The organism is Pseudomonas sp. Pseusp9, assembly GCF_059491265.1.
Genome location: NZ_CP168500.1, coordinates 1588034 through 1608686, shown reverse-complemented (window position 1 = coordinate 1608686; position 20653 = coordinate 1588034). Strand labels below are relative to the sequence as shown.

The 20653-nt window shown below is 59.2% G+C and carries 19 protein-coding genes; 3 read left to right on the top strand and 16 right to left on the bottom strand.

Annotated features, from left to right (window positions below; all coding sequences use genetic code 11):
- The 16 genes from ACEN8E_RS07250 to ACEN8E_RS07175 all read right to left on the bottom strand — a co-directional run bounded on the left by ACEN8E_RS07250 (position 1) and on the right by ACEN8E_RS07175 (position 17613).
- Positions 1-792 (bottom strand): methyltransferase domain-containing protein, encoded by a 792-nt coding sequence (locus tag ACEN8E_RS07250; RefSeq protein ID WP_495592019.1) that lies wholly within the window; start codon positions 790-792, stop codon positions 1-3.
- Entirely contained in the window at positions 789-1934 is a 1146-nt protein-coding gene (locus tag ACEN8E_RS07245; protein WP_495592018.1) for a hypothetical protein, read from the bottom strand. Before ACEN8E_RS07245 ends, ACEN8E_RS07250 begins: the two co-directional genes overlap by 4 nt.
- Positions 1931-3055, bottom strand: a complete 1125-nt coding sequence (locus ACEN8E_RS07240) for a DegT/DnrJ/EryC1/StrS family aminotransferase (RefSeq protein ID WP_495592017.1) — start codon at positions 3053-3055, stop codon at positions 1931-1933. Before ACEN8E_RS07240 ends, ACEN8E_RS07245 begins: the two co-directional genes overlap by 4 nt.
- A gap of 180 nt (positions 3056-3235) precedes the next feature.
- On the bottom strand, positions 3236-4819 hold the full coding sequence (locus ACEN8E_RS07235) for a flagellar hook-associated protein 3 (RefSeq protein WP_495592016.1): 1584 nt from the start codon (positions 4817-4819) through the stop codon (positions 3236-3238).
- Positions 4820-4832: 13 nt separating this feature from the next.
- Positions 4833-6845: a flagellar hook-associated protein FlgK gene (flgK, locus tag ACEN8E_RS07230; RefSeq protein ID WP_495592015.1), complete on the bottom strand. Its 2013-nt coding sequence runs from the start codon at positions 6843-6845 to the stop codon at positions 4833-4835.
- Positions 6846-6867: 22 nt separating this feature from the next.
- A complete protein-coding gene (flgJ, locus tag ACEN8E_RS07225) occupies positions 6868-8154 on the bottom strand; it encodes a flagellar assembly peptidoglycan hydrolase FlgJ (RefSeq protein ID WP_495592014.1) in 1287 nt (428 codons plus the stop codon).
- A gap of 11 nt (positions 8155-8165) precedes the next feature.
- Positions 8166-9239, bottom strand: coding sequence for a flagellar basal body P-ring protein FlgI (locus ACEN8E_RS07220; protein WP_495593284.1), 1074 nt, complete (start codon positions 9237-9239; stop codon positions 8166-8168).
- A gap of 42 nt (positions 9240-9281) precedes the next feature.
- Positions 9282-9977 (bottom strand): flagellar basal body L-ring protein FlgH, encoded by a 696-nt coding sequence (gene flgH / locus ACEN8E_RS07215; RefSeq protein WP_495592013.1) that lies wholly within the window; start codon positions 9975-9977, stop codon positions 9282-9284.
- A gap of 52 nt (positions 9978-10029) precedes the next feature.
- Positions 10030-10815: a flagellar basal-body rod protein FlgG gene (flgG, locus tag ACEN8E_RS07210; RefSeq protein ID WP_015096282.1), complete on the bottom strand. Its 786-nt coding sequence runs from the start codon at positions 10813-10815 to the stop codon at positions 10030-10032.
- Positions 10816-10860: 45 nt separating this feature from the next.
- A complete protein-coding gene (locus ACEN8E_RS07205) occupies positions 10861-11601 on the bottom strand; it encodes a flagellar basal body rod protein FlgF (RefSeq protein ID WP_495592012.1) in 741 nt (246 codons plus the stop codon).
- Positions 11602-11813: 212 nt separating this feature from the next.
- On the bottom strand, positions 11814-12410 hold the full coding sequence (locus ACEN8E_RS07200; RefSeq protein WP_495592011.1) for a cytochrome c3 family protein: 597 nt from the start codon (positions 12408-12410) through the stop codon (positions 11814-11816).
- A gap of 9 nt (positions 12411-12419) precedes the next feature.
- Positions 12420-12872, bottom strand: coding sequence for a nitrate reductase cytochrome c-type subunit (locus ACEN8E_RS07195; RefSeq protein ID WP_495593283.1), 453 nt, complete (start codon positions 12870-12872; stop codon positions 12420-12422).
- A gap of 50 nt (positions 12873-12922) precedes the next feature.
- Positions 12923-15427: a nitrate reductase catalytic subunit NapA gene (napA, locus tag ACEN8E_RS07190; protein ID WP_495592010.1), complete on the bottom strand. Its 2505-nt coding sequence runs from the start codon at positions 15425-15427 to the stop codon at positions 12923-12925.
- The gene (locus ACEN8E_RS07185; protein WP_495592009.1) at positions 15418-15684 is read right to left on the bottom strand and encodes a chaperone NapD; all 267 of its coding nucleotides are present in this window, start codon (positions 15682-15684) and stop codon (positions 15418-15420) included. The genes napA and ACEN8E_RS07185 overlap by 10 nt, the downstream gene beginning before the upstream one ends.
- 36 nt (positions 15685-15720) lie before the next feature.
- A complete protein-coding gene (locus tag ACEN8E_RS07180; protein ID WP_495592008.1) occupies positions 15721-15888 on the bottom strand; it encodes a periplasmic nitrate reductase, NapE protein in 168 nt (55 codons plus the stop codon).
- Positions 15889-16053: 165 nt separating this feature from the next.
- On the bottom strand, positions 16054-17613 hold the full coding sequence (locus ACEN8E_RS07175) for a sigma-54-dependent transcriptional regulator (RefSeq protein ID WP_495592007.1): 1560 nt from the start codon (positions 17611-17613) through the stop codon (positions 16054-16056).
- A gap of 382 nt (positions 17614-17995) precedes the next feature.
- Here ACEN8E_RS07175 and phhA point away from each other — a divergent pair, with 382 nt between their 5' ends.
- The 3 genes from phhA to ACEN8E_RS07160 all read left to right on the top strand — a co-directional run bounded on the left by phhA (position 17996) and on the right by ACEN8E_RS07160 (position 20442).
- A complete protein-coding gene (phhA, locus tag ACEN8E_RS07170) occupies positions 17996-18787 on the top strand; it encodes a phenylalanine 4-monooxygenase (protein ID WP_495592006.1) in 792 nt (263 codons plus the stop codon).
- 105 nt (positions 18788-18892) lie between these two features.
- Entirely contained in the window at positions 18893-19249 is a 357-nt protein-coding gene (locus tag ACEN8E_RS07165) for a 4a-hydroxytetrahydrobiopterin dehydratase (RefSeq protein ID WP_007975310.1), read from the top strand.
- Positions 19249-20442 (top strand): amino acid aminotransferase, encoded by a 1194-nt coding sequence (locus ACEN8E_RS07160; RefSeq protein ID WP_495592005.1) that lies wholly within the window; start codon positions 19249-19251, stop codon positions 20440-20442. Before ACEN8E_RS07165 ends, ACEN8E_RS07160 begins: the two co-directional genes overlap by 1 nt.
- The last annotated feature ends 211 nt before the right edge of the window (positions 20443-20653 follow it).

Genomic DNA, 20653 nt, shown 5'->3' with positions numbered 1-20653 from the left:
TCACACCAATTTGAACAGGGGGCGAAGGTAGAACTCGCTGAGGCCGCCTTCACGGCCGAGGCGATCGCAGATATCCGCTTGAGCGAGGGCGCCGGCACTATCGAACACCTCGATTTGCCGGGTCTCCGGGTCCAGCACCAGCCCGACGTGCTCGATCTGCCAGCCGGTATCCACCAGCGCCCTCTCGATGTAGGCGAGTTTTTCAGCTAGCACATTACGACCCGCCACGGGTTGCAAGGTATCACCACCCCAATTGAAACCCATCTGGTAAAGGAGGCAGTCGGCTGAAGAGCGAAGCGCCTTCAGGAAGCGTTGGATATAACCTTGCAGCGCGCGTTTGTCGGGCACCAGCGCTGTATCGAAATCGACTCCGGCGTGGTGCAGTACGTTGTACAGCAACAGCGTGTCGAAATGCCCCGGCATGGCTTGGGCGACCTGGTAGTCGAGAGCTTGCTGCACAACCTCGACGTTACTCAGGTTGAATTCCGCGGACAGGGTACGGATGAAGTTCGCGCTGCTCTCATCCAGTTCCCAGGCAACACACTGGCCACTGGGGTACGCATGGGCGAGAGTGGTGGTGAATAATCCGGTATTGGCACCGACGTCCAGCAGCCGTTGCCCGCTAAAATCGAAGTGCGCCTTGAGGTAATCAAGGCGGCCATGGTCGGCGCGCCAGCGAGGGTTCACCGGAACGTCAACGCCCAGCCGCTCGACCACAAAAGTGGGCAGTGGTTGGTAACTCGCGTGTTTGCCCGAGTGCATGTACAGCGCCAGTAATTGTTCTTTGGTCATTGGCGTTTGCCTGAACGAAGGAATTCGAAGAAGAACAGCCGCAGGCTGTCAGTGGCGAACCAGATGTCATAGCGCGGCAACCAACAGCAGGCCTTCAACAACCAGCACCGGGCGCCGGCAAAAAAACGCATGCCACCCCGTGGCTGCCCGGCAAAGCCGCCGAGCCAGAGGTATTTGTCCCGTCGCCACAGGCCGAGAAAACGCAGCGGCGTGGCCATCTGCGGCGCGGTGTCCCGGCCTTGTACCAGCCAGCTCGCACGAAAGCCATTCTCCAGGGCCAGTTGCATCGGCCCCCACATCCGCGGGTTGGCTTCGATGATGAAGTGCTGGCCAGCGCTTTCCATCACTTCAAACATGATAAAACCGCAATATTCGTGCTGTTCGAGTAACGCCCGCAGACGCTGGTCCGTGTCCGCATCGGGGCAACTCACCACTTCGGCGGCAACCATCGACTTGCCTGCCGCCTGCTGGGCAATGTTGCGCTGATATAGCACGACGACGCCCGCGTCGTTGCGGAAGTAGAGGTAGTAAAAACTTTGCCCGTCTATGTAGCGCTGAATGAGGTCGCGCGTCGCGTCGTAGCCGCGGGAATGTTCGGCGTACTCGAGTGCATTTCGCACCAACAGCGGGTAAAGGCGCTGTCCGTGGATGTTGTTTTCGATCCTGGGCTTTAGCACAAAGGGCAATTGGTTCTCGGACAATTGCTCGATCACTGCAGGTATTTCCAGGCCGGCAGTCATTGCCGCCGCGAGGAGTTTTTCCTTGTCGGAAAACAGCTGGTAAATGTCCGAACTGACGGTAATGCCCTGGATGCCTTCATGACACAACCAATCCTGCATGCCCAATAATAAGCGGTTTATCGACTCGGCACTGGGGGCTATGGTCAGCGCCCGCTGGGGGTAGCAGGCCTTGATGTCGAGCAGCAAGCGCTTGAACTCGTTTTCGTCCAGTGCATCGCAAGTGCGCTGGGCAAACAGATGGCGACGCAAGCGGGTTCGATACAGCAAATCTTCCGCGTTGCGAGTGATCAACAGAAAGTCGATGCGATCTCGTTGCAGGGAACGGCAAAAGGCGCCGACCGCGCGCTCGTTGGCACCCGTGAATATGACCACCAAAGGCTTTTCGTCAGGAATCAGGGTCATTGCGCCGCCGGCTGTTCAGCGAGCAGTTCCGCCAGGCAGTCGATGACTCTTTGGATGCTTGCATCGGGCAATGAAAGGTGGAATGGCAATCCCAGCAAGCGCTCGGCCAGCAGGTCAACTGTTGGCAACGAGCCAACCGTGCACGCCTGAAAGGCCGGGTGGCCTTGCAGCGGCGGGCAATACCAACGGCGGGTTTCGATGTCTTTGCCCAGCAGGCGCAGTTGAATATCCACACCACGAAATCCCGGAGGCAGTAGTACCAGCATCAGGCTGTACACGCCGTCCATGGGTTTGACCTGGAGTTGTAGCCCGGGGATTTTTTCCAACAGCCGCGCGGTGTAGCGTTGATGCAGGTTGCGTCGTGCTTCAGCAACGGTTGGCCAATTGTCCAGCGCGGCCAGCGCAACGGCAGCGTGATATTCGCTCATTTTTCCGTTCTCACCCGCCTCGAAAACCAGACCGCCGCTGTGAGCATCGATACCGAAATTACTCAACGCTCGCATGTTCTGGGCATAGGCGTGGTGCCGCGAAGCCACGAAACCACCCTCGCCGCCACCGAGCGCCTTGGTGGCGTGTAGACTGAAGGCGACTTTGGTAGTCAGGCCAATCTGCTGATTGCCCCAGGCACCTGCGGCGTCGACAACGACCGGGATGCCAGTTTCAGCACTGAACAGGTCCCAGCCTGCGACGTCCTGAGGGCAGCCGTAAGTGGATACCGGCATCACTGCATCGAAGGGCATTTGCGCCAGTACAGCGCGTGCGATAGCGGGCGTGAGCAACCAATTGTCGGGCTCTACGTCACTGATCAGCGGGTTGAGTCCGGCCCGGATGATCGCGGTTGCCGTGGCGACAAAGGTCAAGCCAGGCACCAGTACGCGACCATCCTTGCGCAGCTTCAAGGCTTCCAGAGCTATTTGTAGCGCACAGGTACCATTGGCCATCGATACAACGTGTACTTGCGCCGGTTCCCGGCTGAACGAGCGTGACAGGCGCCCTTCGAGTTCTCGTACCAGCGGACCGAAGTTGGTGTACCAGCAGTTTTCATCGATTTGCTGCCAGTACGGGAGGATCTGCTCGACGTCTGGCATCTCTGGAACCAACAACTTGATGATGCTATTCATGGTGCACACAATCGCCAATGTAATGTCGTTCCTACCTTCTGATGGGGGCCAAGCAGGAAGCGTACCAACGTCGAGAATGGACGCCAGCGGGAGAGTGACCTCAGTTGTTCGCCGGCGATAAACGCCAACAAAAAAGCCAGCCCCTATGACAGGGGCTGGCCGCGAGCGGTCAAGACCGTGTCAAAGCTTGTTGAACAGGCTCAACTGGGAAACTTTGGCAAATGCCAGTTGCGCCGCTTGCAGCATGGTTTGCTGCAAGGTCAAACGGGTCAGCACCTCAGCGGGATCAGCCTCCCTGATCGAAGACTGCGAAGAGGTATTGATCAGGTCGGTGCTTTGGATCGAATCACGCTGCATGTCCATCACGTTGCCCCGGGCACCGATAGCACCACGCGCCAGGTCAACCTGGTTCTTGGCATTGCCCAGATTGGCAATCGAAGAAGCGATGACGCTACCCAGCTTGCGTTGCGCCGCCGGGTCGCCTGCAGTAGGAGTCTCCAGCACTTGGCGCAACTGGCTGATCGTGTCAAGTACGTTCTGCGTCTGGTGTGTGTTGACCGAAATATCGAACTGGTCACCTACCGCCGGTACCGATGGTGTGCCACCCAGGGTAAAGCTGACGCCAGCCGCCGTTGCCACACCAGCCACCACAGTTCCGCTGGTGACCGGGGTACTGCTGCTGGTCAATGGGCGGGCGTACAGCTCGAAGGTCCCGGGAGCGGTGAACTTCAAGATCGCCCCACCCTCAGGAAAAAAGCTCTTGTAATCGGCTGCGTTGGTCACCGACGCTTGACTGATCACCACCGCCGAAGTGTTGCCAGGAGCACGCGTGCTGACGAAGCTGTCCGGCTTTGCTGCCAACTGGAAACTGTGACCCGCGATCACCGTATCCGCATTGGCGGGTGTATCACTCGCCTTGAAGGTGATGTCTAGCGCAAAGGTCACACCGCGAAAACTGATATCGGAACCGTCCTGGTTGTTCGGATCGAATTCCCCCCCGCCGCTCGCCTCGGCAGTCACGTCATTCCCCAAGGCATCCTTGATCACAAACGCAGTGCTGCTGGTGAACGAGAGCGTGTAGGGCTGCCCATCGCGGAACCCCGAATCGAACGCCGGACCGGAGTTGACCAGCCCCTGAGACACGGCCACCCGCCCGTCATCCACAGATGGCGCGGTCATGGTGCTCGAACTGCGAGCGGCGTTGATCGCCTGCTGGAAGACATCCCAGCCGGTATCGTTCAGGCCCAGCGACATCGAGTCACCGATTTTCAGCTCCAGCTGAGTCTGGTCACCCTGATAGCTGTAGGTGCCGTCACTGTTACGCACAAACGGCTGAGTGTTGTTGCTGGCGCCGGAGAAGATGTACTTGCCGTTGGCGTCCTTGCTGTTCATCAAACTCAGCAACTGTTCTTCGGACTGCTTGAGTTCTGCGGCAATGGATTTGCGGTCATCGTCGTTCAACGAACCGCCACCGGCACGCACCGCCAGCTCGCTGGCTTTTTGCAGCACGTTGTTGACGCTATCCAGCACGCTCTCTTCTTGCGCCTGAGCCGTGTTCAACGCGTTGATGTTGGTGGTGTACTGACCCAGCATGGCTTTTTGCTGCTCAAGTTGCAGAAGGCGGGCCGCACCGACCGGATCATCCGCCGCTGTCTCAAGCTTGACGCCGCTGCTGGCCTGCTCGGCGGTCTTCATCACGTTATTGAGGTTGCGAGAGTAGTTGGCAGCCGTCGTCGCGTAATACTGTGCTGTAGAAATGCGCATGTTCTACGGCTCCTTAAAGGGCATTGATCAGAGTGCTGAAAATTTCCTGCGCAGTCTTGATGATCTGCGAAGACGCCGTGTAGTACTGCTGATACTTGGTCAGGTTACCGGCCTCTTCATCGAGATCGACCCCCGATACCGAGTCACGGGCGTTTCGTGCCCCGGTCAGGATGGTGTCAGTGGCCGTGCCGTCCATCTGAGCCTGCTTGGTCCGGGAGCCGACGCTCGACACCAGGCCACCATAAGCCTCGGTAAAACTCACACCCGGGCTAGTGGCAGTGGCTCCCACCGTTGCCTTGGTTTGCAGACCGAGCAAGGCCGCAGCGTTGCGGTTGTCGGTGCTGCCGGCCGCGGTCATGGAAATGTTGAAACTGTCGCCCGAAGCCGGGCTGCCGCTGACGGTCATCCCTACACTGAAGGTTTTGGCATTGCCGCCGGCATCGGTGTAAGGCACGGAAATGTTCAGGTCGTTGTTCTGGCCCGGGACGATGTTGCCGGTACCGATGCTGTTGCCCTTGGCATCGAACACTTCATAGGCCGATGCGCTGGTCATGAGCATGCGAACCGGCATCGATGTCTTGACCGCCGTCTGCACTTCCAGACGCTGGACCGGATCGTAGATATCCAGGGCAGTGTTCAGTGTCGGCTGGCTGACAGCACCCGTGCCGTCATTGCCCGAGGTCTTGGAAGAGGTCAGCGGAGCAGCCGTGGCCAGGGTTTTGGCGTCGGTCATGACCGTGGTCATGTCCGCGGCGGAGCTACGCGTCGGGGTAATCTTGAAGCTGTCACCGGCGGTAACCGAGCCAGCGTTGAGGCTCAGGCTGAAGCCATCGATGACCGGATCAGCAGCAGGAGGCGTAGCGAAAGCGAAGTTGCCCATGTCGGTGTTATCCGACAAGCGACGCACGTTGTAGCCCGTGGCTGTGACATTCACCTGATAGTCACTGGCCTGCAGCTTGCTGGTGTCCTTGATGGTGACGTTCAGGTTGCCGGAGGCCGGGTTGTTGTTCGCATTGGCGATGCTGCGCTGACTGATGGCCGCCGCGCTGTTGATGTTGTTGAACAGTGCCGCGCCGAAGTTGCCGTTCTGGTCCAGGCCCTGCCCCAGCTGTTTGTTGACCTGATCCGCCACAACCATGGCGATGCGACCCAGGCTATTGGCCGCCGGCGTCAGCACTTCAGAGCGATAGCGCAACAATCCACCCATCTGGCCGCCGCTCATCACGCTCGTGATGTCGATCGACGAACTACCACGGTCCATGATGATCGAGGAACGGGTTGGGTCGCTCGGGTCGGCCGCCACGCGCAATTTATTGACCGTGTCACCGACAACCAATGGTTGGCCGCTACCCAGGTAGATATCCAGCCGACCTTCAGTTTCGGTGACCTGAGTGCCGACCAGCTCGTTGAGTTGGCGAATGGTTTCGTTGCGCTGGTCCAGCAGTTCGTTGGGCGCGCCACTCGAATTGCTGACTTCACTGATTCTCTTGTTGTACGCCGCGACAGTCGACGCCAGCTTGTTGACCTGTTCGGCCATCGAGCCCAACTGATCGTTGATGTAGGTGTTCTGCTGCGTCAACTGCTGGGACATGGCGTTGAAGCGGCTGCTCAAGCCCTGGGCATTGGTCAACAGCGCCTGGCGTGCAGCGTTGTCGTTGGAGCTGGCGGAGAGCGTCTGCAACGACGAGAAGAACGACTGCAGTGTTTTGCTGATGCCGGTGCCACTGTCGGACAGCAGTTTGTCCACCTGAGTGGCCTGCCCCAGATAAGCCTGCGCGTCACCGTTGAGCGAAGTGGTGGTCTGCAGCTGTGCATCGAGGTAGCTGTTGTACACCCGACGCACATCGGCCAGCGTCGTGCCGGTCCCGATGAACACATTGCCGTACTGAATAGAGCCTTTGCTGCCCTGTACAGTTTGTTGGCGCGAGTACCCGGCGGTATCGACGTTGGAAATGTTATTACCGGTAGTCACCAACGAAGCGTGGCTAGCGGACAGCCCCGACATCCCGATATTGAGCAAACTCATGATTCGACCTTATACCTTGTGCCTATAAAGGCGTGGTGGAAACGCCCGCCGCAGCGTAGTTCTGGTAACTCGTCATCTGCTTGGCTATCTGCGAAATCTTGCTTGCGTAGTCCGGGTCGGTTGCGTAACCGGCCTTCTGCAACTCGCGTACAAACTGTTCTGGGTTATCGGCCGACTTCACGACATCTTGATAGCGATTGTTGGTCTGCAGCAAAGTCACAAGGTCATGGAAACTGTCCTTGTAGGAGTCGTAGGAACGGAACTCGGCCGTCTCCTTGACCATCTGCCCGTTCCTGAATTCGCTGGTGATCGCCCGCGCCGAATTGCCCTGCCAGCTGGTGCCGGCCTTGATGCCGAACAGGTTGTGGCTGCTGCTGCCGTCCTGGGCACGCATGACCGACTTGCCCCAGCCGGTTTCCAGGGCCGCCTGGGCCACCAGGTAACGTGGATCGACACCGATCCGGGCGGCCGCTTCTTTGGCCATCGGCAACATGGTGTTGACGAACTGATCGGCGGAACTGAAGGCTTTTTTCGCCGGCGCCAGCGGAATCTGCGCCATGGCGCGACCGTAGATCTGCATGCCGCCCGTGGAGGATTGTTGCGCGCTCGCCAGCCAGTCGCCGTTGTACAGCGGTCCTGTGCCGGTGGTCGTTGTGCGCTCTGGCAATTGCGTTTTGTTGACCGTCGCAGCCGTAGTCGTCGCCGAAGGCACTAGCCCTGCCAACAGCCGATCAGCCAGCTTCGGCGGCAATGCCAGGCGTCGCTGGTTGATCAGCGCCATGTCATTGCGGTGCGTGCCCTCGCCCGCCTCTTGCGGCGTATGGACCGATCGCGAAGCCCACAATGGACGCTGGCCATTGACCCGCGACAACGGGCCATTGATCGCCACCGTGCCTGCCGCTACCGGCGTTTGCACGGCGGCTTTGGCGGCCTCCTGCTTGGCGAGCGACGCAGCGGCCGCTTCGCCCGGCGCCATGGGCTTGTTTTTTGACATCTGGCGCATCAGCACGTCCGCCAGGCCAATACCGCCGCCTTCGCGGGACATGGAAACGGCCAGTTGCTGGTCGTACATTTCCTGGTACTGCTTGGCCGCCGGCGTGTTCATCGGATTGTCCTGGCCAAGCGCTTCAGTGGCCGAGCGCATGGACTTGAGCATTTCCCCGAGGAACAGCGATTCGAACTCCTGCGCGACCTTGCGCATATTGCCGTCACTGTTCTTGTCGCCGACCTTGAGCTGATTCAGACGATTGAGGTCCGAGTAGGAGCCCGAATCGCTGCTGCTGACCAGACCGCTCTTGCGCATATCCACGATGGCCGTCCTCAGATCACGATCAGGTCGGCTTGCAGGGCGCCGGCCTGCTTCAGCGCTTCAAGAATGGCCATCAAGTCACCCGGTGCCGCGCCGACCTGGTTCACCGCCCGCACGATCTCGTCGAGGGTGGTGCCAGGGCCGAACTTGAACATCGGCTTGGCTTCCTGCTGGGCATTGACCTTCGAACGCGGTACGACAGCCGTCGTGCCATTGGACAGAGGGCCGGGCTGGCTGACGATCGGGTCTTCGGTGATGGTCACGGTCAGGCTGCCGTGGGTCACGGCGGCCGGAGAAACCTTGACGTTCTGGCCGATCACGATGGTGCCGGTACGGGAGTTGATGATGACTTTCGCCACCGCCTGGCCCGGATCGATCTCAAGGTTTTCCAGGATCGACAGGTAGTCCACCCGCTGGCTCGGATCGAGCGGCGCGGTGACGCGAATCGAACCGCCGTCGATGGCCTGGGCCACGCCAGGGCCGAGCATGTTGTTGATCTTGTCGACGATGCGCTTGGCGGTGGTGAAGTCGAATCGGTTGAGGTTCAGCGTCAGGCTGTTGCCCTGGTTGAAACCGCTCGGCACCGCGCGCTCCACCGATGCACCACCGGGGATGCGGCCGGCCGACGGAACGTTGACGGTGATCTTCGAGCCGTCGCGACCTTCCGCATCGAAACCACCAACCACCAGGTTGCCTTGGGCCACCGCATAGACGTTGCCGTCGATACCCTTGAGTGGCGTCAGCAGCAAGGTGCCTCCACGCAGACTCTTGGAGTTGCCGATGGACGATACGGTGATGTCGACCTGCTGACCCGGCTTGGCGAACGCCGGCAGATCGGCACTGATCGACACCGCCGCAACGTTCTTCAACTGCACGTTGCCCGAGCCCGGCGGCACCTTGATGCCGAACTGAGAAAGCATGTTGTTGAAGGTCTGCAGGGTGAACGGGGTTTGCGTCGTCTGGTCACCGGTGCCGTTAAGCCCGACCACCAGGCCGTAGCCGATCAACTGGTTGGAACGCACGCCGGAAATGCTGGCGATGTCCTTCAGGCGCTCGGCTTGAGCGTTGAAAGCCGCGGACAGCATCAGAGCGGCAACGATGAGACTTCTGAAATTCAACGTAGCCACCTAGAAAGGGAACAGCGGGCTGAGGAAGAAACGGTCGAACCAGCCTGGCTGACTCGCATCGGCAAACGAACCGGTGCCCGAGTAGGTGATGCGCGCATCGGCGACACGGGTCGACGACACGGTGTTGTCGGTAGAGATGTCATCGGCGCGAACCAGGCCGGCAATCCGCACCAACTCATCGCCGGTGTTGAGCGTCATCCACTTCTCGCCGCGCACCGCGATGATGCCGTTGGGCAACACATCGGCAACGGTCACGGTGATCGAGCCGGTCAGGGTATTGCCCTGCGCCGCCTTGCTGTCACCCTTGGTCGCACGGTCGCCTTCATAGCTGGCGTCCAGGCTCAGGTCACCACTGCCAAACGGATTGTTGGTGTTGGGGGTGGAGCCGAACAGCGAGGTCAGGCCGATGCTGGTCTTGCTGTTCTTGCCAATTTGCGAGTTGGCGTTTTTGCTGGCCTGGGTCTTTTCGTTCAGGGTGATGGTGATGATGTCACCGATCCGGAACGCCTTGCGGTCGCTGTAGAGGTTCTGTTCGAAACCGGCCTGATAGATCGAGCCATTGTTCGCCGCCGCCGGCAACGGCGTGCGCGGCAACACCGGAGCGTAGTAGGGATCATTAGGCTTGGGCGTCGCAGGGACGCAACCTGCGAGCGCGGTGATCCCACTCAGTGCCAGAACAGATACAAAGCGATTCATGACCCTACCTCATGGTGTAGCAGGCGGCCTCATGGCCGCCCCATAGACTTGATTACAGATTCTGCGTTACGAACGAGAGCATCTGGTCGGCGGTGGAGATCACCTTGGAGTTCATCTCGTAGGCGCGCTGGGTGGTGATCATGTTGACCATCTCCTCAACGGTGCTGACGTTGGAGGTTTCCAGGGTGTTCTGCAGCGTGGTGCCGAAACCGTTCAGGCCCGGTGTGCCGACTTGCGGCGCGCCACTGGCAGCGGTTTCCAGGAACAGGTTGTTGCCCACGGCCTGCAGGCCGGCCGGGTTGATGAAGTCGGCGGTTTGCAGGTTGCCGATCACCTGGGCAGCCGGGTTGCCGGCAATGGTGATGGACACGGTGCCGTCGCGGCCGACCGTGAAGGTCTGCGCGTCGTTCGGAATGACAATGGCCGGCTCCAGGGCAAAGCCGCTGGCGTTGACGATCTGGCCGTTGGAGTCCAGGTGGAAGGTACCGTCACGGGTATAGGACGTGGTGCCGTCCGGTTGCAGGATCTGGAAGAAACCGCGACCGTCGATGGCCATGTCCAGTGGCTGCTCGGTGGTTTGCAGGCTGCCGGCGGTGAAGTTTTTCTGGGTGCCGACGATGCGCACACCGGTACCCAGTTGCAGGCCCGACGGCAGTTCGCTGTCCTGGGTCGACTGGGCGCCTGGTTGACGCTTGATCTGGTAGAGCAAGTCCTGGAACTCGGCGCGGTCACGTTTGAAACCCGTGGTCGACACGTTCGCCAGGTTGTTGGAAATGGTGGTCAGGTTGGTGTCCTGGGCGGACAGGCCTGTTTTGGCAACCCATAGAGCCGGAAGCATTCGATTCTCCTCGTGCGCCTGTTTTACGGCGCGACGTTCTGGTAATTAGCTGATCTGCAAGACCCGAGCCATGGCCTGGTCATCGTCTTTGGCGGTGTTCATCATCTTGATGTGCAGCTCGAACTGCTTGGACAAGGCCAGCACCGAGGTCATCTCTTCCACGGCATTGACGTTGCTCGACTCGAGGAACCCGGACACCAGCTTGACGCCTGCATCAGCCTGCGCCGGCTGGCCGTCCTTGGTGTGGATCGAACCATCCAGGCCCTTGGTCATGTTCTTGAGGTCCGGGTTGACCAGCTTGATGCGGTCGACTTCAGCCATCACCCGGGGACCTTCGCCCATCGCGCGGATGCTGATGGTGCCGTCTTCACCGACTTCGATCTGCTGCTCCGGCGGCACGGCAATCGGCCCGCCATTGCCCATGACCGGCATGCCGTTGCCGGCGCGCAACACGCCCAGGGCGTCAACGTTCAGGCTGCCGGTGCGCACGTAGCTTTCAGCGCCATCGGGATTCTGCACGGCAATCCAGCCGCTGCCTTGCACGGCAACGTCGAGGTCGCGGCCGGTTTCCACTAGCGAGCCAGGGGAGAAATCGGTGGCCGGGCGTTCGGACATGGCAAACGCACGCGCCGGAAAGCTGTCACCGAACACCGGCATCGAACGGGCCTGCTCCAGGTCTTTCTGGAAGCCGTTGGTGGAGATGTTCGCGAGGTTGTTGGCATGAGCCTTTTGCGCCAGTGCATTCTGGCTGGCGCCGGTCATTGCCACATAAAGGTACTTGTCCACACTCTTTCCTCTGCCTGCCGGACGTTTGCCGTCCACTGCTGTACTGCGCAGGCTGTAGCAAATTGCAGACCAACTTGCTTGCAGAGCTATGAAGCCCCTTTAAACATGGGACTTGAGGACAATCAGGAGCCTCTGGGGGATTGTGTCAAAGACGAAAAACCGGCGCGATCATGCCGCTTGGCGGCAACACCGCAAACGACTGGCCGGATCGGCTACCAGCCTTTGACTCCGCTCATGTCGGGCAACTTGTGGGCAATGCCTTTATGGCAGTCGATACAGGTCGCCTGACCGCTGGCCAGTGACGTGGAGTGCATGTTGGCAGCGCGCTTGCCCTGGCGGGTGAAATCCATGAATTCGAAGTTATGGCAATTGCGGCACTCTCGGGAGTCATTGGCCTTGAGCCTTGACCATTCGTGCTCGGCCAGTTCGCGCCGCATGTCGAGAAACTTGTCGCGGGTGTCGATGGTTCCGAAGACTTTGCCCCAGACCTCTTTTGAAGCCTGCATCTTGCGGGCAATCTTGTGCGTCCATTCGTGGGGTACGTGACAGTCCGGGCAGGTCGCCCGTACGCCCGAGCGATTGGTGTAGTGGATGGTTTCCTGTAACTCGACGAACACGTTGTCACGCATCTCATGACATGAAGTGCAGAATTTCTCGGTATTGGTCGCTTCCAGCGCGGTATTGAAACCACCCCAGAAAATCACCCCGGCGATGAACCCGCCGAGGGTCAGAAAACCCAGGCTGTAATGCACGCTGGGTCGACGCAGCACACTCCAATAATCCTTGAGCAGGACAAGCAAAGATTTCATGGCCTCTCCTTAACGTTTCTGCTGGCCGTCGATTTCGTCTTGCAGCACCTGGTCAATATTCTTGAAGCTGTTTTCCACCAGCGGCTTCACGTCTTTCTGTGGCACATGACACTGGTTGCAGAAGTAACGACGCGGTGAAACAGCAGCCAGCGCCTGGCCATCGCGATCCATGTAATGGGTAATGCTGATCATCGGTGCCTGCGTGCGAGCGCTGTTGGCGCGACTATGACAGGACAGGCATTTGTTACTGTTCTTGTCGATTTGATAGCCGCGAATACTGTGGGGGATGGTAGGCGGTTGCTCGGGATAATTGCGCTCGCGCTTGAGGTCTTTGTTTTCGTCTTCGGCAATCGGCGGTGCCGGCAATTCCTGGGTCAGGGTGCCACCGGCTCGCCGACCATCCGGCGCTGGCGCATCCAGAGGATAAGCAGGCTCTGCCGCCAGGGCCGCCGGCAACCACATCAGCAAAATGGCCAGCAAGGACAGCGATCGACCATTCATCAAAGCTCTCCTTATGCCGTCTTGATCAGCTCGATCCGGATTGCACACTTCTTGTAATCAGTCTGCTTGGAGATCGGGTCCGTCGCATCGAGCGTGACCTTGTTGATCAGCCTGTTGGCATCGAAGAACGGCACGAACACCAAACCTTGCGGTGGCTTGTTGCGCCCGCGGGTTTCGATGCGCGCACGCATTTCACCGCGTCGACTGATCAGCTTCACTTCGCTGCCTCGGCGGGCATTCAAAGCCTTGGCATCGGCGGGGTGCATATAGACCAGCGCATCAGGGACTGCCTTGTAGAGTTCTTCGACGCGCTGGGTCATGGTCCCGGTGTGCCAATGCTCAAGCACCCGGCCGGTGCTCAACCAGAACGGGAAGTCCGCGTCCGGAGATTCCGCCGGTGGTTCATACGGCAAGGCGAAAATGATCGCCTTCTTGTCGGGGTAGCCGTAAAACTGCACACCACTGCCCTTCTCGACATACGGGTCATAGCCCTCACGGAAACGCCAGCGCGTCTCCTTGCCCTCGACCACGGGCCAACGCAACCCGCGTTCGGTGTGATAAAGATCAAAGGGGGCAAGGTCATGACCATGGCCACGGCCGAACTGGGCATATTCTTCGAACAGGCCTTTTTGCAGATAAAAACCGAAATCCCGGGCCTCGTCGTTCTGATAACCCGCCGCCAGTTGATCTGTCGGGAATTGATCGACCTGACCATTTTTGAACAGCACTTCATACAGGGTTTTGCCCTTGTATTGGGGTGCCGAGGCCAGCAACTCCGCCGGCCAGGCCTCATCCGTGGTGAAGCGCTTGGAAAATTCGACCAACTGCCAGAGATCCGACTTGGCCTCACCCGGCGCCGAGACCAGTTGATGCCAGAACTGCGTACGCCGTTCGGCATTGCCATAAGCGCCCTCTTTCTCGACCCACATCGCGGTGGGCAGAATCAGATCGGCGGCCTGCGCCGAGACCGTAGGGTACACATCCGACACCACCACGAAGTTCTCGGGGTTGCGCCAGCCGGGCAACACTTCCTGCATGATGTTCGGCCCGGCCTGCATGTTGTTGCTGGCCATCGTCCAATACACATTGAGCACGCCATCCTTGAGCATGCGACTCTGCTGCACGGCATGGAACCCGACCTTTTCCTTGATGGTACCCGGCGGGAGCTTCCAGATTTTTTCCGCCGTGGCGCGATGCGCCGGATTGGTGACCACGAGGTCGGCAGGCAAACGATGGGAAAACGTCCCGACTTCCCGCGCTGTCCCACAGGCTGATGGCTGGCCCGTCAGCGAGAACGGGCTGTTGCCCGGTTCACTGATTTTCCCGGTCAGCAGGTGAATGTTGTAAATCAGGTTGTTCGCCCACACTCCCCGAGTGTGCTGGTTGAAGCCCATGGTCCAGAACGAGACCACCTTGCGCTTGGGGTCGGCATACAGTTCGGCCAATGCCTTGAGGCGCTCGGCCGGAACCCCGGTTTCCTTCGCGGTACGTTCCAGGGTGTAAGGTTTCACGAAAGCGGCAAATTGATCGAAGTCGATATCGCTCCAGGTGTTCGCCTTGTCGGCATTGCGCGCGTTCTTCTCCAGCGGATTATCCGCGCGCAAACCGTATCCGATGTCTTCCGCCCCCTTGGCGAACCGTGTGTGTTTGCTGACAAAATCCTTGTTGACCGAGCCGCTTTCAATGATGTGGTTGGCGATGTAGTTGAGAATCAGCAGGTCAGTCTGCGGCTTGAACACCATCGGAATATCGGCCAGCTCGAAACTGCGATGCTCGAAAGTCGAGAGCACGGCAACTTTCACGCTGGGTTGGCTTAAACGGCGATCGGTCACCCGACTCCAGAGAATCGGGTGCATCTCGGCCATGTTTGAACCCCACAGGACGAACGCGTCGGTGACTTCAATGTCGTCATAACAGCCCATCGGCTCATCCATGCCGAAAGTCCGCATGAAGCCCATGACCGCAGAGGCCATGCAATGGCGCGCATTGGGGTCAATGTTGTTCGAGCGAAAACCGGCCTTCATCAACTTGTTGGCCGCGTACCCTTCCCAGACTGTCCACTGCCCTGAACCAAACATCGCAATTGAATCGGAGCCTTTGTTCTTCAGCGCTTCCTTGAACTTTGACTCCATGACATCAAACGCCTGGTTCCACGACACGGGGTGAAACTCGCCCTGTTTGTCGTATTGCCCGTTCGTCATACGCAACAGAGGCTGAGTCAGGCGATCAACGCCGTACATGATCTTTGACAGGAAGTAACCTTTGACGCAGTTCAACCCCCGATTGACTTCGGCTTTCACGTCGCCATGGGTCGCGACCACCCGATTGTCCTTGGTCGCCACCATCACACTGCACCCGGTACCGCAAAAGCGACAGGGTGCCTTGTTCCAGTCCAGAGCAACCCGGTCTTCCTCGGTGATCAGATTGCTCGCGGAGGTAAATACCGGCAGCCCCGCAGCCGCCGCCGCAATCCCGGCAGCCTGGGCTTTGACAAACTCACGCCGCGTCATAGGCATGCGCTTTCTCCCGTCACATCGAGAATTTCGTGATAAACCAGGGCTGCATTGAGCACGCCGGGCAGGCGGTTGATCTGATCGATGCGCTGAAGAATCTGGCTTTCGTGCTCGGTTTCCAACACCACCACCAGTTTGCCGGCGGGACTTTCCTGGTGAAGTTCAACGCCCGTTAACAGACGCAAGTTAGCCTTCACCGCTTCGAAAAGGGCAGGACGAGCAAGGACTACGAGACTGGCAATATGCAGCGTCTTTTCCATGACCAGCACTCCGCGCATGTCAGAAAGAAGCAGCGATCAGTGAGGTGGCCCGGGGGGACCGAGCAACATTTGCAGGAACCAGACAATAAAACCGTACCCGCCCACTACCGCTACCGATAGCGCAGGAAACAGAACGACAATCAGAAAATAGAACAGGCGAGTTTCTTTACGAACTCGCTGGGAGGCGTCATCCGCTGAAGGCATGGTTCTCGCTCCTGCCAAACTTTGAACTGAGCTTAGATGGCTTGTTTGGCAAGCTCTCTGATTCAGATCAACGGCGCGAGTAACAAGCACTTCAAACAAGGTGAAGAAGTGCCAGGAACAACCATCACCTACGAACCATTTTTGTTTGAATTCGGCGAAACAGCATTAACGCTCAAGTTTGCCTATTTCGTATTCACGCAATTTATTGGCAATTGTTGTGTGAGAAACGCCCAGGCGCTTGCCCAATAGTCGACTGCTGGAATGCTCCGAGTAGAGGCGCTCCAGTACTGCTTTTTCGAAACGCCCGACAATCTCGTCCAGCCCGCCCTCCAGCGAAAAATCGCCAAGCGGCTGACGCACGCCATAATCCGGCAGGCGAATATGCTCGGCCTTGACCGTGCCGCCGTCGCACAGGGAGACCGCCTGGAACAGCACGTTCTCCAGTTGCCGCACGTTACCCGGCCAATGGTAGTGACTGAGCCGCTCCATGGCCGCCGGCGCCAGCTTTGGCAACGGGCAGCCGATCTGCCGACTGGCCTGATCGAGGAAGTGTTCCACCAGTGGCGTCAAACCGTCGAGACATTCGCGTAGCGGCGGGATGTGCAGCGACAACACGTTCAAGCGGTGATAGAGGTCCTGACGGAACTCGCCGCGAGCACACAATTCGGACAGGTCGACCTGGGTCGCGCAGATCACTCGCACGTCGAGGTAGACCTCTTCATCGCTGCCCACACGACGGAAGCAACCGTCCTGCAGGAAGCGCAGCAATTTCACCTGTAAGCGTGGGCTCATTTCCCCAACGCCATCGAGAAACAGCGTACCGCCCGCCGTCAGCTCCAGCAGCCCGAGCTTGCCTTCGGCCCGCGCCCCTTCAAAGGCACCCGGGCCGTAACCGAACAGTTCCGTCTCGGCCATGGACTCCGGCAGGCCGGCACAATTGAGCGCCATCAACGGCGACTGCCCACGCGGGCTGGCCAGATGGCAGGCCCGCGCGAGCAACTCTTTGCCGGTGCCGGTTTCCCCTTCGATCAAAAGCGGCGCATCCAGCGGCGCCATGCGCCGTGCTTCACGCACCACCGCGGCCATCACTTTCGAACTTTGAAAGATGCTGTCGAAGCCCCGCAGTTCCTGCTTGCGCACGTTGTAGATGCGCTCGCCCACCCGGTCGGCGCGGTGCAACGTCAACACGGCACCGGCCATGGCCTCGCTGTCGTCGTGCTCCGATTGCAAGGGCGCGATGTCGGCCAGAAACACATCCCCCTTGACCTTGACCCGCAGCCCGTTGATCCGCGATTTGTTGGCGCGCACCAGTTCCGGCAAATCGAAGTCTTCGGCGTAGCGCGACAGGGGAATACCCGGCACCTCGTCGACCCGCACGCCGAGCAGCTGCGCCGCTGCCCGGTTGGCCGCGACAATGGAACCGCCCATGTCGATCGACAGCACCGGAAACTCCAGTGCACCGAGCAGTGCATTGAGCTCCATGTGCCGACGCTCGCTGGGCATCAGGCCTACACGCTTGACGCCAAAGACCCCGGCAATCGCTTCGAATTTCGGGCGCAAGGCCTGGAACTGAATGTTGATCAGGTTCGGGCAATGCAGGTAGATGGCGTTGCCATGCTCACCGCCCACCTCACCGCGGGCCACGTTGATCCCGTACTCCACCAACAGGTTGAGAATGTCGCGCAGGATGCCGATGCGGTTCTGGCAGTGGACTTTGATACGCATATATAAGGCCCGAAAAACGATGAATGGGGTGCGCAACCTGTAGGAGCGAGCCTGCTCGCGATCGACGTTAACGAAAACGCGTTGTTCCTGAATAAACGCGTTGCGCTCGAGTCCATCGCGAGCAAGCTTGCTCCTACAGGGATAATTTTCTGCTGAGGTGCACAGATAGTCGTCAAGATTATGTGACAGGCACGATGCTTTTCAAACTCGAAAAACTCAACACCTGCGCCATAGAGACCAATCTGTAACGAATATTATACGAAAAGCAGCAGGTTTTCCTGCGCTTCACTGGAATCACCTGCTGCAACGCTGCAATTGATGGGGTATTTCTAGGTCCATAGCAGTACATAACAAGAACGAATTCCCCTAGCAGGAGAGCAGCATGAAGCAGACGCAATACGTGGCTCGCGAGCCCGATGCGCAAGGTTTTATCGACTACCCCGCCGAAGAACACGCGGTGTGGAACACGCTGATCACTCGTCAACTGAAAGTGATCGAAGGGCGTGCGTGCCAGGAGTACCTGGACGGTATCGAAAAACTCGGTCTGCCCCACGACCGCATTCCTCAACTCGGCGAAATCAACAAGGTCCTCGGTGAAACCACCGGCTGGCAGGTTGCCCGGGTTCCGGCACTGATTCCCTTCCAGACCTTTTTCGAATTGCTGGCCAGCAAGCAGTTTCCAGTGGCGACCTTCATTCGCACCCGCGAAGAGCTTGACTACTTGCAGGAGCCGGACATTTTCCACGAGATCTTTGGCCACTGCCCGCTGCTGACCAACCCCTGGTTCGCTGAATTCACCCACACCTACGGCAAGCTCGGCCTCAAGGCGACCAAGGAAGAACGCGTATACCTGGCGCGCCTGTACTGGATGACCATCGAATTCGGCCTGCTCGACACCCCGCAAGGCCAGCGCATCTACGGCGGCGGCATTCTGTCTTCGCCGAAGGAAACTGTTTACTGCCTGTCGAACGAGCCTGAACACCAAGCCTTCGACCCACTGGAATGCATGCGCACGCCGTACCGCATCGACATCCTGCAACCGCTGTATTTCGTTCTGCCGAACCTCAAGCGCCTGTTCGACCTGGCCCACGAAGACATCATGGGCATGGTCAAGCAAGCGATGCAGATGGGTCTGCACACTCCGAAATTTCCGCCAAAACCAAAAGCTGCGTGAACCGCGACTTTTGCTGACAAGTGAGTCTGTCAGTCACCGTCGCTTTGGTTTAGCGTGACGGAACTGTCGACCGATATAAAAACACTCGATTTCAGGAACCACACCATGTCCACTTTGAACCAAGCCCATTGCGAAGCCTGCCGCGCCGACGCCCCACAAGTCAGCGATGAAGAACTGCCGATCCTGATCAAGCAGATCCCGGACTGGAACATCGAAGTACGCGACAGCATCATGCAGCTGGAAAAGGTCTTCCTGTTCAAGAACTTCAAACATGCCCTGGCCTTCACCAACGCCGTCGGTGAAATCTCCGAAGCCGAAGGCCACCACCCGGGCCTGCTGACCGAGTGGGGCAAAGTCACCGTGACCTGGTGGAGCCACTCGATCAAGGGCCTGCACCGCAATGACTTCATCATGGCCGCGCGCACCGACGAAGTGGCGAAGGACGCCGAGGGCCGCAAATAATGCACTTCGACGCCATCGGTCGAGTACCTGGCGACCCGATTCTGGGCCTGATGGAGGCCTATGCGCAGGACCCGAACCCGCGCAAGTTCGATTTGGGCGTGGGCGTCTACAAGGACGCCCAGGGCCTGACGCCGATTCTTGAATCGGTGAAACTTGCCGAGCAACGCCTGGTGGAGCGTCAGGCCACCAAGACCTACATCGGTGGCCATGGCGAGCCGGCGTTCGGCAAGGCCATCAATGAACTGGTGCTGGGCGCCGATTCGAATCTGATCGGCGCACAACGCGCTGGCGCCACCCAGACGCCCGGCGGCACCGGTGCGCTGCGCCTGAGCGCGGACTTCATCGCCCAGTGCCTGCCAGGGCGCGGCGTGTGGTTGAGCAACCCGACCTGGCCGATCCACGAAAGCATTTTCGCGGCCGCCAAGGTCAAGGTCAGCCATTACCCCTACGTTGGCAGTGACAACCGTCTCGACGTCGATGGCATGCTGGCGGCGCTCAATCAAGCCCCCAAGGGTGACGTGGTCTTGCTGCACGCCTGCTGCCACAACCCGACCGGTTTCGACCTGTCCCACGACGACTGGCACCGGGTGCTGGAGGTCGTACGCAAGCGCGAATTGCTGCCACTGATCGACTTCGCGTATCAGGGGTTCGGCGATGGCCTGGAACAGGATGCCTGGTCGACCCGGCTGTTCGCCGCCGAGTTACCGGAACTGCTGATCACCAGCTCCTGCTCGAAGAACTTCGGCCTGTACCGCGACCGCACCGGCGCGCTGATTGTCTGCGCGAAAACCGCCGACAAACTCACCGACATCCGCAGCCAGCTGGCCAACATCGCCCGCAACCTGTGGTCGACGCCGCCGGATCACGGTGCGGCCGTGGTCGCGACCATCCTCGGCGACCCGGAGCTGAAAAGCCTCTGGGCTGACGAAGTGGAAAGCATGCGCCTGCGCATCGCCCAACTGCGCAGCGGTCTGGTGGAGGCGCTGGAACCTCACGGTTTGCGCGAGCGCTTTGCGCACATTGGCGTGCAACGCGGGATGTTCTCCTACACCGGTCTGTCGCCGGATCAGGTCAGGCAATTGCGCGAGCACCACAGCGTGTACATGGTCAACTCCGGCCGGGCCAACGTGGCTGGCATTGATGCCACGCGCCTGGACCTGCTGGCCGAAGCTATCGCCCAAGTCTGCAAATAGTAGATCCCTTGTGGGAGCGAGCCTGCTCGCGAAAGCGGTGTATCAGTCGACACTATCTCGACAGTTACGGCCTCTTCGCGAGCAGGCTCGCTCCCACATTTGTTTTGCGTCACCCATACAAACCTGTCTAGACAATCCCATCCGTCGAAACAAATGGATATAAAAGTCTGTTTGTCATTTTCAGTGCTGTATCCTGCCAAGGCTTTTTTAA

Bases quoted from the DNA above. Each gene is read 5' to 3' on its own strand.
- ACEN8E_RS07250 (WP_495592019.1), bottom strand. From the start codon at position 792: ATGACCAAAGAACAATTACTGGCGCTGTACATGCACTCGGGCAAACAC.
- ACEN8E_RS07245 (WP_495592018.1), bottom strand. From the start codon at position 1,934: ATGACCCTGATTCCTGACGAAAAGCCTTTGGTGGTCATATTCACGGGT.
- ACEN8E_RS07240 (WP_495592017.1), bottom strand. From the start codon at position 3,055: ATGAATAGCATCATCAAGTTGTTGGTTCCAGAGATGCCAGACGTCGAG.
- ACEN8E_RS07235 (WP_495592016.1), bottom strand. From the start codon at position 4,819: ATGCGCATTTCTACAGCACAGTATTACGCGACGACGGCTGCCAACTAC.
- flgK (WP_495592015.1), bottom strand. From the start codon at position 6,845: ATGAGTTTGCTCAATATCGGGATGTCGGGGCTGTCCGCTAGCCACGCT.
- ACEN8E_RS07220 (WP_495593284.1), bottom strand. From the start codon at position 9,239: ATGCTGTCCGCGGCTTTCAACGCTCAAGCCGAGCGCCTGAAGGACATC.
- flgH (WP_495592013.1), bottom strand. From the start codon at position 9,977: ATGAATCGCTTTGTATCTGTTCTGGCACTGAGTGGGATCACCGCGCTC.
- flgG (WP_015096282.1), bottom strand. From the start codon at position 10,815: ATGCTTCCGGCTCTATGGGTTGCCAAAACAGGCCTGTCCGCCCAGGAC.
- ACEN8E_RS07200 (WP_495592011.1), bottom strand. From the start codon at position 12,410: ATGAAATCTTTGCTTGTCCTGCTCAAGGATTATTGGAGTGTGCTGCGT.
- ACEN8E_RS07195 (WP_495593283.1), bottom strand. From the start codon at position 12,872: ATGTGGTTGCCGGCGGCCCTGGCGGCAGAGCCTGCTTATCCTCTGGAT.
- napA (WP_495592010.1), bottom strand. From the start codon at position 15,427: ATGCCTATGACGCGGCGTGAGTTTGTCAAAGCCCAGGCTGCCGGGATT.
- ACEN8E_RS07185 (WP_495592009.1), bottom strand. From the start codon at position 15,684: ATGGAAAAGACGCTGCATATTGCCAGTCTCGTAGTCCTTGCTCGTCCT.
- ACEN8E_RS07180 (WP_495592008.1), bottom strand. From the start codon at position 15,888: ATGCCTTCAGCGGATGACGCCTCCCAGCGAGTTCGTAAAGAAACTCGC.
- ACEN8E_RS07175 (WP_495592007.1), bottom strand. From the start codon at position 17,613: ATGCGTATCAAAGTCCACTGCCAGAACCGCATCGGCATCCTGCGCGAC.
- phhA (WP_495592006.1), top strand. From the start codon at position 17,996: ATGAAGCAGACGCAATACGTGGCTCGCGAGCCCGATGCGCAAGGTTTT.
- ACEN8E_RS07165 (WP_007975310.1), top strand. From the start codon at position 18,893: ATGTCCACTTTGAACCAAGCCCATTGCGAAGCCTGCCGCGCCGACGCC.
- ACEN8E_RS07160 (WP_495592005.1), top strand. From the start codon at position 19,249: ATGCACTTCGACGCCATCGGTCGAGTACCTGGCGACCCGATTCTGGGC.